This window comes from Sphingobacterium sp. G1-14 (assembly GCF_002196555.1).
Lineage (GTDB): Bacteria > Bacteroidota > Bacteroidia > Sphingobacteriales > Sphingobacteriaceae > Sphingobacterium > Sphingobacterium siyangense.
The window spans coordinates 2,652,465-2,667,948 of the sequence record NZ_CP021381.1; the positions used below are offsets into that span (position 1 = coordinate 2,652,465).

14 protein-coding genes are annotated in these 15,484 nt (G+C 38.7%); 3 read left to right on the forward strand and 11 right to left on the reverse strand.

All coding sequences use genetic code 11. The annotated features are described in order from the left end of the window. Together CBM24_RS10995 and CBM24_RS11000 are read right to left on the reverse strand one after the other, a co-directional pair. On the reverse strand, nt 1-4,344 hold the full coding sequence (locus CBM24_RS10995; RefSeq protein ID WP_088161252.1) for a CusA/CzcA family heavy metal efflux RND transporter: 4,344 nt from the start codon (nt 4,342-4,344) through the stop codon (nt 1-3). Nucleotides 4,345-4,514: 170 nt separating this feature from the next. Next, nucleotides 4,515-4,910: a hypothetical protein gene (locus CBM24_RS11000; RefSeq protein WP_088161253.1), complete on the reverse strand. Its 396-nt coding sequence runs from the start codon at nt 4,908-4,910 to the stop codon at nt 4,515-4,517. Nucleotides 4,911-5,761: 851 nt separating this feature from the next. On the opposite strand from CBM24_RS11000, the gene CBM24_RS11005 reads away from it, so the two are divergent. Next, a complete protein-coding gene (locus CBM24_RS11005; protein ID WP_088161254.1) occupies nt 5,762-6,814 on the forward strand; it encodes a DUF5694 domain-containing protein in 1,053 nt (350 codons plus the stop codon). Nucleotides 6,815-7,163: 349 nt separating this feature from the next. Here CBM24_RS11005 and CBM24_RS11010 read toward each other — a convergent pair whose 3' ends face one another. The 9 genes from CBM24_RS11010 to CBM24_RS11045 all read right to left on the reverse strand — a co-directional run bounded on the left by CBM24_RS11010 (nt 7,164) and on the right by CBM24_RS11045 (nt 13,090). Then, nucleotides 7,164-8,306, reverse strand: coding sequence for a TlpA family protein disulfide reductase (locus tag CBM24_RS11010; RefSeq protein WP_088161255.1), 1,143 nt, complete (start codon nt 8,304-8,306; stop codon nt 7,164-7,166). 350 nt (nt 8,307-8,656) lie between these two features. Continuing rightward, entirely contained in the window at nt 8,657-9,505 is an 849-nt protein-coding gene (locus CBM24_RS11015) for an alpha/beta fold hydrolase (protein WP_088161256.1), read from the reverse strand. 42 nt (nt 9,506-9,547) lie between these two features. Further along, complete coding sequence (locus CBM24_RS11020) at nt 9,548-10,021, reverse strand: PaaI family thioesterase (RefSeq protein ID WP_075992207.1); 474 nt, start codon at nt 10,019-10,021, stop codon at nt 9,548-9,550. Between the two features lie 67 nt (nt 10,022-10,088). Continuing rightward, on the reverse strand, nt 10,089-10,619 hold the full coding sequence (locus tag CBM24_RS11025; RefSeq protein ID WP_075992208.1) for a DinB family protein: 531 nt from the start codon (nt 10,617-10,619) through the stop codon (nt 10,089-10,091). Nucleotides 10,620-10,629: 10 nt separating this feature from the next. Continuing rightward, entirely contained in the window at nt 10,630-11,169 is a 540-nt protein-coding gene (locus CBM24_RS11030; protein WP_157698429.1) for an alpha/beta hydrolase, read from the reverse strand. A gap of 140 nt (nt 11,170-11,309) precedes the next feature. Next, nucleotides 11,310-11,438, reverse strand: coding sequence for a hypothetical protein (locus CBM24_RS27900; RefSeq protein ID WP_262507991.1), 129 nt, complete (start codon nt 11,436-11,438; stop codon nt 11,310-11,312). A 15-nt stretch (nt 11,439-11,453) separates the two neighbouring features. Then, nucleotides 11,454-11,906 (reverse strand): VOC family protein, encoded by a 453-nt coding sequence (locus CBM24_RS11035; protein WP_088161258.1) that lies wholly within the window; start codon nt 11,904-11,906, stop codon nt 11,454-11,456. Nucleotides 11,907-11,958: 52 nt separating this feature from the next. Beyond that, the gene (locus tag CBM24_RS11040; RefSeq protein ID WP_075992211.1) at nt 11,959-12,393 is read right to left on the reverse strand and encodes a GNAT family N-acetyltransferase; all 435 of its coding nucleotides are present in this window, start codon (nt 12,391-12,393) and stop codon (nt 11,959-11,961) included. Between the two features lie 100 nt (nt 12,394-12,493). After that, nucleotides 12,494-13,090 carry a TetR/AcrR family transcriptional regulator gene (locus tag CBM24_RS11045; protein ID WP_088161259.1) on the reverse strand — a complete coding sequence of 199 codons (597 nt, stop codon included), beginning with the start codon at nt 13,088-13,090 and terminating at the stop codon, nt 12,494-12,496. A gap of 207 nt (nt 13,091-13,297) precedes the next feature. Between CBM24_RS11045 and CBM24_RS11050 the strand changes: the two genes are divergently transcribed. Both CBM24_RS11050 and CBM24_RS11055 read left to right on the forward strand, forming a co-directional pair. Beyond that, nucleotides 13,298-13,558 (forward strand): hypothetical protein, encoded by a 261-nt coding sequence (locus CBM24_RS11050; RefSeq protein ID WP_088161260.1) that lies wholly within the window; start codon nt 13,298-13,300, stop codon nt 13,556-13,558. A 229-nt stretch (nt 13,559-13,787) separates the two neighbouring features. Continuing rightward, nucleotides 13,788-15,329: a DHA2 family efflux MFS transporter permease subunit gene (locus CBM24_RS11055; protein ID WP_088161261.1), complete on the forward strand. Its 1,542-nt coding sequence runs from the start codon at nt 13,788-13,790 to the stop codon at nt 15,327-15,329. The last annotated feature ends 155 nt before the right edge of the window (nt 15,330-15,484 follow it).

Below are 15,484 nucleotides of genomic sequence, written 5' to 3' on the forward strand. Positions count from 1 at the left end.
CTATTGATTTATCATGATGTAATGAAGCTGAATGGCATTTTCATTGAGCTGCCACAATGCATCTGTATAGCTACTTTTCAACGCGATAGCCTGGTTTATTAAAGTGACAAATTCGAGATAGTCAATGGCTCCATTGGAAAATTGCTTCTGCGCTGTTTCAAAAACTATTGCTGCATTTTTGAGTCCCTCGGATTCATATTGATCGACAATAGCAAGACTGGTCTGATAGCGTTGCGCGAATTCTTGGGCCCGTCTTTCAAGCGCAGATTGTGCATTTTGAAGCTCATCGCTTGCAATGGTTTCTGCCAGACGTGCAGTTTCGATCCGAGCACGCTGTCCGCTGGAAAATAACGGTATGGAGAGCCCTAACTGCACCGAATGAAATCTTGGACTCGCGTCGTAGATTCTGTTATCAGGCCCCGCGCCTTTAAAACTATTCAGATTGTAGCCTAGCAGCAATTGGGGAAGTAGTCGGGATTTTTCCATTGCAGTTGTGTGCGCTGCGACTATCTTTTCTTGTTGAAGCACTTTGAGTAAAGGGTGATCGGCCATCGATGACTGAACGAAAATAGCCTTTTCCACAATGGTAGGGATGTAGGCTTCTGATGTATTTAGCAACCATTGGAATTGCAGTTGAAGGACATTTATTTCATCAGCTACCTGTCTCAATTGGATTGTGATTGCGGCCTTTTGATTTGCCGCAGTTGAGCTTTCCAACGCATTGCTTTCTCCTGCCTTTTTACGGAGGATGGTCTTGTCAAGGAAGCTGCTATAAAGGGATAATGCCTCGCTCAAAAGTTTTTCCTTTTGCTGCCAATATAGTATGTTATAGTAGGTAAGGCTGACGGCCTTTTTCAGCTCAAACTCTTTAAGCGTGACATTCAGCTTGCTTTTTTTCCACTCTTCGGTATAGCGCAGACGTTGTCTTCTGTAGACAGTAGGAAAACCAAAACGTTGACTGATACTAACCTTAGTATCCTGATAAGCGCTATTAATCTGCCCGTAATCTAGGCCGATATCCGTCTGCGGAATATCAGCAGTGGATGTCCCTATTAGAGCCTTGGCATAAGCCACACGCAGTTTTTCAATTTTTATGTTTCGGTTGTTTTGGAGCGCGAGTTCAATGGATTGATCCAAAGTGATCTTGGTCTGTGCTGTCGAATTTTTTGTTGCAAAAACAGCAAGAGCAATCAAAAGAGGCACAATATGCTTTCCTTTTAATTTATGAGGTTTAAATCCGCGGTCCATGGTTACGTAAAGGAGCGGAAGCACAAATAAGGTCAATAGCGTCGCGATAAGCAGACCACCGATGACCACAGTTGCTAAAGGGCGCTGTACTTCAGCCCCAGCTCCATTGCTCAGCGCCATTGGGATAAATCCCAGTGAGGCTACCGATGCGGTCATCAAAACGGGGCGCAACCGATTTTCACCACCATCGACAACAATACGCACAATATTACGAATGCCACTTTTTTGAAGCCGGTTAAATTCAGAAATCAATACGATACCATTGAGCACAGCGACACCAAATAGCGCTATAAATCCAACCCCGGCACTAATACTAAAAGGCATTCCACGCAGCGCCAATAAGAACACTCCACCGATAATCGATAATGGTATGGCCGTATAGATCAATAAACTTTCCCTAACGGATTTAAATGCAAGGAATAAGAGTATGAAAATTAGCGCTAACGCAATAGGCACTGCAATCAACAGGCGCTGCTTGGCGTTGTTGAGGTTTTCAAAAGAACCACCATATTTAATGGAGTATCCTGTTGGAAGTTTGATTTCCTTATCAATCCTAGCTTGTAGGTCGTGAACGATACTTTCTACATCCCGACCGTTGATATTAAATCCGACGACAATCCGCCGTTGCGCATTTTCCCGTTGGATCTGATTAGGTCCTTGTACAATTTCTACACGGGCCAATTGGGACAGTGGAATTTGGTTTCCCATGGAAGTAGGAATCAAAAGGTTACGGATGTCAGCAATATTATTTCGGTCTCTGGCAGCAAGCCGTACAACCATGTCGAAGCGTTTCTCACCCTCGAATACCAAGCCTGTTCGCTGCCCGGCAAAAGCCGCATTGATGGTTCTGTTTATTTCATCAATCGAGAGATGATGCTGTGCAATGCTAGGGCGATTATAAGATATGACAACTTGCGGAAGCCCGGCAATCGGTTCGATGTAGAGATTTTGGGTTCCCTGGACCTGTTCGATTATTTTACCTATTTTTTGAGCATGTAAGGTCAGGGAATCCAGGTTATCTCCAAATATTTTGAGGACAACGTCTTGACGTGCTCCTGTCATCAGCTCGTTGAACCGCATTTGTACAGGGTACTGAAAACCGGCCGTAATGCCGGGGACATCGGCTAATGCTGCGCTCATTTTTGTAGCAAGTTCAGGAAAGGTATGCGCCGAAGTCCATTGCTTTTTATCTTTTAAAATAACCATCATATCCGAGGCCTCCATCGGCATAGGATCGGTCGGCACCTCGCCACTACCAATTTTGGTGACTACTTTTTCTACCTCCGGAAATCTGCTCTTTAAGATATGGGCAGCTTTCTGTGTGCTTTCAATGGTCGTAGTCAGGTTACTTCCTGGGAGGACACGGGTATCTACTGCAAAATCGCCTTCCTCCAGTGAAGGAATAAATTCACCACCTAGCTGGCTGAGTATCAGTACAGCTCCTATAAAAAGTAAAATAACCAGTGTAAAAATTGTCTTTGGAATCCGCAGTACTTTGAGCAGTGTGTGCAGGTAAAACTTTTCCAGTCTTTTCATCAGCTTATCCGAAGGCGAGGGTTTGTTACTTTTTGAACGAAGTACAAATGAACTCATCATCGGTATATAGGTGAGCGATAGAAGGAATGCACCCAATAGCGCAAAAGCAACAGTTTCTGCCATAGGTTTGAACATTTTGCCCTCGATTCCTTGTAGCGTTAAGATTGGAAGGTAAACGATCAGAATAATGATCTGTCCAAAGACAGCGCTGTTCATCATGCGACCGGCTGATGCAGTTACCAAATCGTCCATTTCAGAAGCAGGTACTTTGAGTAGGGCTTTGAATCGTTGCTGTTGCATAAGCTGATGCATGACGGATTCAACAATAATGACTGCACCATCAATGATTAATCCAAAATCGAGTGCACCAAGACTCATCAGATTACCACTCACCCCAAAAAGGTTCATCATACAGATCGCAAAAAGCATGGCCAGAGGAATGACTGAGGCCACGAGCAATCCGGCCCGTACATTCCCCAAAAAGAGAACTAGTACAAATACCACAATGAGTGCGCCTTCCAAAAGATTTGTCTGCACTGTGCTGATCGCATTATTGACCATTTTGGTACGGTCTAGAAAGGGCTCGATGATGACTCCTTTGGGCAGGGTTTTTCTGATTTCCTCTACCTTGGCTTTGACGTCCGCAATCACTTGGCTACTGTTGGCTCCTTTAAGCATCATGACGACGGCTCCAGCCACCTCTCCATTGTCATTGTAGGTCATGGCACCATATCGCGTTGCAAAACCCGGACGTACATCGGCTACATCCCGAATGAAAATCGGTAAGTCATTTTGCTTTCCTGTAATTGCTATATTCTGAATGTCTTCAATCGTGCCAACCAATCCTTCACTTCGGATGTAGAGGACTGTGGGGCCTTTTTCGATGTAAGCGCCACCCGTATTCTGATTGTTGGTATTGAGGGCATCAAAGACGTCGTTAATGGTAATCCCATAAGCATTTAGCCTGTCGGGGTTTACAGCTATCTCATATTGTTTGAGTTTTCCGCCAAAACTGCTGACCTCAGCCACCCCCTTAACACCCAGCAGCTGCCTTCTGACAATCCAGTCCTGAATAGTACGGAGCTCAGTGACATTATATGTACCCTCGTATCCTTGTTGCGGGCGAACGACATATTGATATATTTCGCCAAGACCTGTAGAAATAGGACCTAATTGTGGAGAACCTATACCTGTCGGGATTTCCTGTTGTACCTGTTGCAGACGCTCAGCTACCTGTTGCCGGGCCCAATAGATATCGATATTGTCATCAAAAACAATGGTTACCAAGGATAGTCCAAATCGCGAAAAGCTACGGATTTCCTGTAATCCAGCGATATTACTGTTAGCCTGTTCGATCGGAAAGGTCACGAGCCTTTCAATATCTGTTGCTCCAAAGGATGGAGCTATTGTAATGACCTGCACTTGATTATTGGTAATATCGGGTACGGCATCAATAGGCAATTTCGTCACCTGATAAGCACCTACACCGATCAAAGCCAACATCAACAGCACGACAATGAGTTTGTTCTTTACAGAGAACTCAATAATTTTCGTAAGCATATCAATTTGATTCTGTTAAATCGTAAGTTTTGACAAAGACACGAGTGACCAATAATATATTGACATTGAAAAATGCTTCCGTATTCCTATACAGAAATTGTAGGCACTTTCTGTCAAGAAAGCTGCTTCACTGCGGACGTCTTTATCCTAAAAATAAAAGGAGGAATGTATTAACAGAATTTTGGCGGCTGCCAGATGGAATTAAGGAAAGTATCGTCTATAAACTGATCGTTCCGTATGGGGGTAGTATTAATTTTCCTTGGTATGGAGCTGTTGTGAATTTCTACTTCTACAGTTGGCGGGCAGACAAAAATAGCATAGTATGAAGCCGTATGCATCATGAATGGGAGTTTCTGATCCTCGTCATAGTCGTCATCATGTGGATGGTTTTCCAGGTGATCTCCATTATAGTGAATCTTTAGAAATTCGATGACAGATAACTGCGGATTTTTTGTTTTATGCTCAAAATAATGCTCTATCAACAACGGAAATCGCAGCAACTGAACAACTTCAGTAGCCGAGGCGATATAGATCGTCAAAAAGCATATAGCAAACCATTTTTTCATCCTAAACAAAGTTATTAAAAAAAATGAGCGTTGTATAGTCAAATATTTTTTTTGGCGGATTTTTTTTTGGTCTCCATTTCAAAAAACAGTTGATATTCTCTGTTTTTCACGACTCTCGTCTTTTCGTTGATGTTCAATTATCTTGGCGATCATTCCATTTTGTGCTATGTCAGCCCTTTGGCGCAGAAGATGGCGGATTTTCAGGATTAAAGCGTAATTTCATCGATCAAATACGTTTAACATGACATTTTTATACCAAGGGCAGGTTACTCAGGGCAACTCGAAGAATTTAAGAAAGATGGACAATTAATTTCAGATCCGAATAAAATCGTTCCTGCAGAAATGGGAGAACTGGATATAAAGTCTATAAAAGTGTCGGTAGGCCGACTCGTATAAACCGAGAGGAGAAAACAGGTTTTATGTCAGTTTATTTTCCTTTATGAATTGGATGAAGAGAACAAAAATGTTCCAAAATTATTGGGCTTGGAAAATTGCCTGATATTTACCCCAAAAAAAACTTTTCGTTCAGCATGGAGGAATGGATCAGCAAGTTCCTAATGGTCGATACCCCGGATTGGCAAGAAGCTAACTTCGTGTTGACGGGTAACGCCAAATCGGCTCAGCTGCTTAGAAAAGTCATTAAACAAAAAACCAATGGCATGTTTTTTTACACGGCTACTGGTTAGCGGGTAAAAAAGGATTATAGGCCGATGCGGTTAAACTATACGTATTTATTTGTATTTTTAATTCTGTAGATGGCATAAGTGCTTGTAAGCTAATTTGTAAACCGTAATGCCAAGTGTGTAGCTGAATAAGGAAACATCCAATAACGAAACAAGAAGGCAAAAAATATGAAGTATATCTTTTATTTATTTTTCTTAATCTCGATCAACGCAAAAGCACAGGATATTGAGGTTTTATTAATCGGTGTTTCCCATGATTATAGTAAATATCCTACCCAGGATTTTTCCAGCATCCATCATAAAATTAGAAAATTTAAGCCTGACGCCTTTTTTGGCGAGTTCCTGAGTAGCGAAGACGAGCGGTTGCTGATGGATTATTGGTGCAAACAACCGAATATAAACCGGCTAAACAAACTTAAGAGCAATCGACCTATAAAAGAGGTATTACTGCAGCATACTATTGACAGCTTGAAGAAACGATCCAATCAGCAACCCAATGATTATCGTGTAAAAGTCGATTTAGCGCATGCTTATTATCTTGATCAAGATGTGGCAAATGGGCATTATCAATTTTGGCAAGTTTATAATTTCCTGCGGCATCAACCTAATGCTGAAATAGAACATGATATCGAAAAATTGCTTAGCCCTGGGGCAGATACCACTGGACGAAGTATGAGAAGGCTAAAAACTTCTGAGTATGCCTATATCGCCTTCCCGATGATGCAGGAGCTAGGCATCGAGGAACTGATGGCTATGGATTGCCAGGACTATGATCTGAATTGGCAAGCATCGTGGGGAGCATTTGACGCGAAATTTGTCTTGTTCAGGAAAGATATGGCCGATTCCTCTAAAAATCAGTTAAAATCAGCCTTGATAGCTATTAACAAGGGTTTTGAGAAATATGCTCATGTCGAAGAGTCTTCAAATAGGGTAACGGAATGGTTGAATACGGATGAGGCCGCGGAGATTTCCGCCTCGGGAGATTTTTACTTGCCTGTTCTATATAATATGAATGGATTTCCCAAAGAAGAAATGCTGTCAAAAATACATTGGTGGATTATGAGAAATGAGGGCATGTGCCATAATGTTGTCAACAGAGCTAAGGTGGTAGGGGCGAAAAGAGTTGTAGTCCTAGCTGGGGCCAATCATCGAAAGTACATGCAGGACATTTTCAAGACGATGCCTGCTGTAAAAGTGAGCAACATCAATGAAGTTGACTAGTAGAGAAAAGAGTAGGCTGATATAGCGAAAAGGAAATCGACGAGAGCAGAACCATATTTAAGCAGCACCATTTTAATTTGTATTCTCTTTAATCCGCAAGAAATCACTTGAGCAGAACCTTCGAGCATCGCGCAGCGAGGGGGCGGAAAAAGAGAATGTCTTATTTTATCAGTTGTAGGGAATAGATCTTAGTACTACAATCGATATTTGTGTTAATGAAAACTTAGAAAAGCATGAAGATATAAAAGCAAATATCATCAAGAGACCTTAAAAATATAAAAGACCTTCACGTGCACAACTTCAAGAAACCAACTGACCTATAGTTCGTCAGGTGGATACCATAGTATAGTTACAACGTATTTAATATGTCACGAAGTTGATCAATTTTAAAATTGGATCGGACAACCCTGTTTTCCTTTGTATTAACGATGACATAGCGCGGAAATGAATATATACCCAATTCCTTTTGAAGGTTGGGGTAATCTCTGTTCTCAAAAATGTAGTTTTCATAGGTATAAGGATGTTTTTCCAAATACTGCTTCCATGTTGTAAATTTGTCATTAACAGCTATGCCTAAAAATTTAAATTTTCCATTATCCTTATATTCATTCACGATGCGCTGTAGCTCAGGGTGCTGAGCTATACAGGGGCCGCACCATGTACCCCAAAAATCAATAACTAGGTATTCAGTACTATCGTAAAGTTCCCTGATATATTTTTTTTCTCCACGCGAGTTTATTATGGTAAAATTGGGGACAGGTACATTTTCTTTTGGTTTATATAATGTAACCATATCCTGATATTTTTTTAAAACCCGTTCACTGTCAAAATATGGAGAGTTTTCTTTCTTCAGCAGCTGAATGAGCTGATAAATCGAATCTTTATGTTGGAATACAGTACTAGAATTGTAAAAAGATAAGCTAGGGTATTCCAATAGAAATGTGAGATGCTCTTCGCTGAGCTTATTTGCCGAATATTTTGTAAAAATTTTCAGGAATTCGGTCATTCTATTGTTATCACCCTTAATCTGTTCCTCTAAAACTGGAATATTGGTTAAATCGAGCGTTTTTGCTGTGGTTTCAAATTCAGTAAATTGTTTGTTCAAATCGCTTCCATATACTTTTAATTGATGTGTGTTTATATTTATATCCATCGTTAGATCATTGGAATCAATAATAAAAGAATACAAGAAGTTTGGTGGGAAAATCTGGTGTCTACGGAAAAAACTGGAGAAATCCTCTCGGTTTGTGAATACACTGTCTGATAGGGCTAGTTGCGCAAAATTGAAATGACCTTTATCAAGAATCCTGTTTATTACAAACTCGCAAGTTCCACTTTTAACTTCCGTTTTAAAGACATCATTATTAATTAATACGTAACTATATGCTGGTAAGGTATCCGCATAGACTTTAAATTTTAAACGAATGTTTTGGCCATAATTATTGCTGATTGCCAAAAAGGTGAAAATGAGAACGAATAGGAACTTGGTCATAATTTCTTGTTTAAATTGAAGTTAAAGACAAAATATGAAAAATAGTGATAATAAGTGCTCTTTTTAATGTATCTATCCAGATTCTTCTAAAGAATTTGCAATCGTAAGGAAAGCATTAAGTATACCTTGTTGATTTGTATCCAATTCTTTAAGGTATTTTTCCTCTGAGGAATAATGGAAATGAAAGAACAACAGATGGCTCAACGATCCAATCGTTGATTTTATCAACAGTTTCCGCCCATTCGATGGATAGCGAAATCCATCGGAAAGGATATAGATTTCCAGGTTATCAAATGGAATCTTGAGATGACTTTAGTTTATTTGCGTATTCATCAGAGTAGTGCAATTAATTAGTGTTTTGTTTTGTTTAAAAAAGGGAATATTCGTGGTACCAATCCAGTCAAGACATGTCCCATTTCCGGGATGACTATTATGGTAAAGTCTGTCACAATATTTTGCAATCTCCTGGCAATTTTCTGGGTAGAGCGTATTACATCCTGCTCTCCGCCGATGAATAACACTGGCATAGTCAAACGACTGAGTTCGTCATCTGAAAAAATGTATTCTTTTTCTATTCTCGCATTAAAATTGGTTTGTATTAAATCCATAAATGAAATAATCTTATTATCTACACGCTGGCTTCCCAAGACCAGTCTATTGATCCTGATACGTCCAGTTGTTCCCAAAAGGGAATAGAGGATGGCTTTTATGATAAATGTTGTTTTGGTAGGAATTATTCCTGCAGGCGTCAGCAAAATCAGCCGGTCAACTAATTCAGGATAACTTGTTGCAAATCGCAATGACAACCATCCTCCTTGCGATAATCCGACTATATTTGCCTTGTTGATATTGAGGCTGTCGAAAATCTCTTTTAGCCATTCTGCGAAATCTATTGTTTCATAAGAAGGTCTGGTTTCTGCACTCTTTCCTGCCTCTCCGATAATGTCTATTGCTATGACTTTATATTGTTTTGAATATTCGGCTATGTCGGATAACCATGACGTTGCATTAGAAGACGCGCCATGCAGTAAGATGACGATTTCTTGGTGTTGACTTCCTGCCTCCAAAAAATGGGTGTCACCAAAAGTTGTTTTCAAGACATTGGCTTTCAAATTCAATGACGAATTTGTTATTGCATCGTCGTAAGCCCGGATAATTTTGTTTTTTGCTTCAGGGCTTTTAAAGACCGTTTTATTCATGAATATTTCTGTATATAATGTTGTTGTATAATAAGAACTGCATTACCGTCCTTTCGCTTTATCACCTCTTAAAGTCATGACTGTACTCGTTACCATAGCTGCTGTTTTGCCATCACTGCGAAAAATATCGCATCGGTAATGATTTAAGTTTTTTCCATTATGCAAAGGCGATGCTTTGGCAGTAAGTATATCCTCGAAAACGGGCCGGTAAAAATTGATTTTCAATTCTACGGATGTAAAAGTTTCGCCTTCCTGAATAAGAGTCGAATGTGCGGTTCCGATGGCTGCGTCAGCCAATTCGCAAAGCAGTCCTCCGTGAATGGTTCCCTGTTGGTTACTGTGCAGTTCTTTTGTAGTATTGATCTGAACGGTCGCTGTACCTAAACCAGCCTCTATAATGTTTATGCCCAATGTTTTTGATATTGGTGTCGGGTAATGCATATGCGTATGCATATCGCCGGTAATTTCACTTTTTATCAATTTATTTAGGTAATCTAGTATTGATAGTTTTGCCATATACGGAATTATTGTATTTATATAAATAAACCAGTCAGTCTTTTTTTTAATAAAAAATTATATTGTTTTACATGGTTCCTATTATTGACTTGATGGTGTGCAAATGGTGCAAATCATGCTCTGCAACAAAATGCATCAGGTCAATGATATTCATGGGTTGTTGTAACCTCGGATGCATACTTGTCTTCAATAAATCTTCTTCACTCAATTTCTGAAGCATTACAATTGTTTTTTCTCTTTCGCTGACTAGATCGTTAATAAGCTCTTCAACCACCATTTTGTTGAAAGAAGATTGATCAGTTGCTGTATTGCTTAAATCGGCAGTGGACATATCCGGTTTTCCTTTCATTATATCTCTAAAACGGATTCGCCATAGATCTTCTAAAAGGATTAAATGTCCTATATTCTCATTGACAGACCATTTATCTCCCATTTTGCGGGTTGAAACTTCTGTAGGACAACTTTTCAGCACTTGATTTAAAACAGCCGGAAAATCTTCAAGGAGTTTTAGAAATTCGTCAAAATATTCCGAGCCTGTGTTTGAATCAAATTGTCGATCGAACCATCTGACAAATGATTGTGGCTTTACTTCTTTCATTACTATAAATTTATAGGTTATTACTGCTTATCAATTCTTTGGCAGGTATTATCCACTCGTCTAATGCCCTGAATAGAAAACCGTGTTCCATACCTGTGTTGAGAGTAATTTCTTTAAAAGATTTTAAATCAGAATTTTTAAATCTAAGTTGCCTTGATAATAACTCAGCGTCAACATCGGTTTTTTCATTAATCGATAAAATCTTCCCGTAGAGCCTGAGCTTTTGATCTTTATTCATCGAATCATTTTTAAAGCTTGAGCCAATAAAAACAAATTTCAACGCTGGATTTTTGGCATAATAGGAGATATATTGAGCTATATAACCTCCCTGAGACGTTCCAACAATTGAAATATGGTCATAAGGAACTCCATCGCTGTGTAAGCTGTCAATTTTAAGAATCATTTTTTTTGCATATTTCTTGGGATTAGTGCCGACCTTTCTTTTTTCAGATAGTATGACAGAATTTTTAGATTGAAGTTTTTCTAAAATAGCTGTATATGCCGCTGGTCCGTATTTAGGATGATGTGCATTTAACGGATTTTCTTCCAAAAATTTATTATGCAAAAAAAATACATACCTATTTTGAGCATGAACAGCAAATGGAAGAAATGACAGATAAAGAATTATTAACCTGAAAAACATATAATTTGAAGAAATAGCTTATTTTAATTTAAGGACAATATAAAATTTTATTGCTCCGTATGTACAAGATTCTTTTTTGAGACATCCAGGTCATAAAAATCAGAATGGATGCCAGCTTCTGTGCTGGTATTCCAAGATTCCCTGTTTATTTCCAAATAATCGTCTTCTGCATTCATATGGTATCTAATCTATTAAAGTGAATTGATTTTTTGCCATTCTTTGTAGCTAAGTACGCCAAGTTCTGGCTGACATTTACCTTTTAGAATATGGATAAATTCGAGTTGATTTCCGTCCGGATCGTCAAAATAAAGAGCAAGTGCGGGCATCCAGGCAAAAACCATTGGTTCATTGCTTCCATTTTTGAGAAAATTATAGGCTTTTAATCCGTTTTTATCTAAAAAAGTATTTGCGTTATTTAAAATAAAATCTTTGGAACAGCTGAATGCAAAATGTCTTTTATGGAGATCTCCTTGTTGTTCCCAAAGTCCGAGCATGGCCTTTTTATTTTCTCCGATCCAAGGAAACGCAATCGGTCTGGTTTCATCATAGTGCGCGAACTCAAGTCCCAATATTTGAGTATAGAACTGAACTGCGTTTTCCAAGTTGCTTACTTGAATGTGTGTCTCATATAATCCTTCAATCATTTTTATATATTTTATTATTAATAATTATAGTGTTGCCATAATTATGACCATTTCATCTTAGCATATGAATAATCGGATAATCTTTACCAGAGCCATCTTTTTCGGATCTCCCTGCTTCTCTGAACCCTAATTTTTCATAAAATCCTCTAGCCTGATAATTTTGCTCATTAACATCAACCTTTGTAATGCCTTGCGTTTCATCCATAAATTGAAATAGATGCTTTCCATATCCTTTGCTACGGTAGTCATTGTGAATAAAAAGCATTTCGAGGTTTCCTTCTGATACCGATGAAAATCCGATAGATTTCCCATTTTCAATAAGGATAAATACTTCGAGGTTAGGGAGATAATCCTTTGGAATAGCTCGTTTAAAGAAGGAAAGATCTTCCTCAAGCAAAAAGTCGTGAGTTGCTCTTACAGCGGATTCCCAGATTTCCATGATTCCTGGATAATCTCCGGTTGTTGCGAGCCTGATTTGTGTTGGCATAACTTTAAGATGGTAATTTAGTTTTAATGATATTCTATTCGTTTTTTAGTATAATATTTATTGAAATAAACCGATCGGTCTTTTCATAAGCAAAAAAAAATTATGCTTTCAGATTCCTGATCATTCTCTCTAAATAGGACATTGCTATATTAAGCTCTGTCATATGCTTGTTGACCTTTGCCTGCATAAAAGCACCTTCGATCATCGAGATCATCACTACAGCAATTTCGGTAGGATCGGTATCTGCTTTTATTTCACTTCTATCTATGCCGCGTTTGATTTGATTTTCGATAGATGTTTTCCAAAATGCCAGGGCTTTTTGTACGCGTTTCTGCAGTGCCGGATGTGTATCATCAGCCTCCGTGGCAGTATTTAAAATAGGGCATCCTGCCTGTAAATACGGATACCTGAAATAGTTTTTATAGGTATGAGGATAAACCAACAACCTTTCAAGTGAATCTTTAGTTGCTAAAATACGTTCTTTCATATGCTGCGTTACCTTAGCAAAATTATAGTCAAATACGCTTAATGCAATCTCATCCTTATTCTCAAAATTACCATAAACGCAACCTTTCGAAAGACCAGTGGCGCTCATTACATCTTTTATGGATGTACCCGCATAGCCTTTCACATTAAAAACGGTCGAAGTTTTCTCTATGATCAGCTGTTTAGTATTTTCGGATTTTTGAGTTTTCATCAGTGATAATTCTTGCCCAGAACAAAGTTAATTAAAAAAATAGAACGACCGGTCTTTTTTTTTAAAAAAGATTATTTGGATAATGCCTCAAATGTGGAGTCTTTAATATGTAACAAATCAATAAAAATAAGAAATAATATACCGAACGGTATTATATTTTTATATATTTGTACACGATTAAAGTTTTTGTCAATAGTAATTGTCAAGATGCCAAAAGCAGAAAAAACAAGAGAAATTATCATTCAGAGATCAGCACAGGTATTCCATATTAAAGGATATGAAAATACGGCATTAACTGATATTCAGAAAGTGACTAAACTGACTAAAGGACCGATATACGGTAATTTTTCCGAGCGGAATGAATCGGCAGTTGCAGTATTTCAGGGTAACATCTCGATTGTGTTCAACCGAATCAATAAATGCATAAATGATGCTTCAACTTTGTATGGCCACAAAATAATACGATAATAATTTATGAACAATCTCTTAAAATTAACGATCGAGGCACATGGAGGAATGTAAAGTTGGAATATGTTTACTAATATATCTGCCCATCTACAAGTTGATGGGCTAACTTGGATTCGGAAACAACAGCCGGGGCAACAATACAGAAACAACCTTAACTATCTTAATGATTTTATTTAAACATTTATATACCATTTGGTATATAAATGTTTAAATAATTATAAATAAAAAAATGAATCGAATACTTTTGATCATCACCGTTATATCAGCGGCTATCATGGAATTGATTGATACGTCTATTGTCAATGTGGCAATCAATCATATGAGCGGAAGCTTGGGGGCAACATTGGAAGATACTTCTTGGGTGGTGACTTCTTACGGCATCGCAAACGTTATCATTATTCCGATGACGGGTTTTCTTGTGAATAATCTGGGGCGAAGAAACTACTATATCGGATCCCTTGTACTGTTTACATTATGTTCTTTTATGTGTGGCAACGCCTCAGGTATATGGGAGCTGGTGGCTTTCCGCTTTTTTCAGGGTATCGGCGGAGGGGCATTACTCTCTGTCTCTGCGACGGTGGTCTACGAATGCTTTCCAAAAGAAAAACAAAATATTGCGAGTGCCCTGTTTGGTATCGGTGTTTTTATCGGACCGACGATCGGGCCAACACTTGGTGGACACATAATTGATAACTTTTCCTGGGAATGGATTTTTTATATTAATATTCCTATCGGCATCATTACGGCTATTATCTGTTATCGGATTCTTCCGGAGTCGCCAACCAGAAAAAAGGTCAAAGAAATAGACTGGGCAGGAATCTTATTATTGATTGCAGGAATTGGTTCTTTACAGACCATTCTTGAACGTGGGGAAACAGAAGATTGGTTTGAAACCCGGTATATCACCATACTTGCAGTTATTGCATTTCTTTCACTTCTTCTTTTTGTTTACAGGGAACTTACCACAGCACAGCCTGTGGTGAAATTATCTATTTTAAGATCTCCTTCATTAAGTATTTCTGCGTTGCTCACTTTTATTACTGGTATGGGGATGTTTACTTCCATTTATCTGACCCCTGTATTTGCTCAGCGGCTTTTACAGTTTACCCCATCAATGGCTGGTTTAATGCTCCTTCCTGGATCTATTATAGCCGTGTTTGCGCTGATAATTACAGGGCGTGCGCTACAGAAAGGTGTACCACCTGCATTAGTTGTATTTATCGGCTTCTGTTGTTTCATCTATTTCAATTGGTCGATGTCCAGGGTAACTTTAGAAGTCCCGTTCACGACAATATCAGTTAATTTGATTTTCAGGGCACTGGGAATGGCTTTGCTGACGGTTCCCCTTTCTACACTTGCAATTTCGTCATTAAGATCCGAAGATATACCGCAGGGAACAGCCATAAATAATATGATGAGACAGCTGGGTGGGTCTTTTGGTATTTCTATCATCAATACGTTTATTGTCAGAAGAATGGCCCAGCACAGGTCGGATTTAGTTTCAAACATCACCTACACAAATAATTCAGTGGTAGAAAGACTGAATAAGTATACAGCTCTCTTTCAAACTAAAGGTTTTGGGCATGATGATGCGCAGCATCGGGCCATCGGCCTAATGGATATGATTGTGCAAAAACAGGTTTTCATGTTAAGTTATATCGACGCTTATCTTTTCATCGGGGCGGCATTTGCACTATCTCTACCTCTGCTGTTATTTTTCTCCATGCGGAAAAGTAATAAAAAAATTGTGGTCGCAGCAGCTGATCATTAGTAAAATTAATCTCAAAAAATAAGAATATGAACACAAAAAACAACTCAGTTATTATTTCTGGCAGTACAGCCGGAATAGGTTTGGAGCTTCCCAAGCCATCTGTAGCATATGGAAATAAAGTGATTATCAAGAAGCAAAAGCTCAAGGGAGTATTT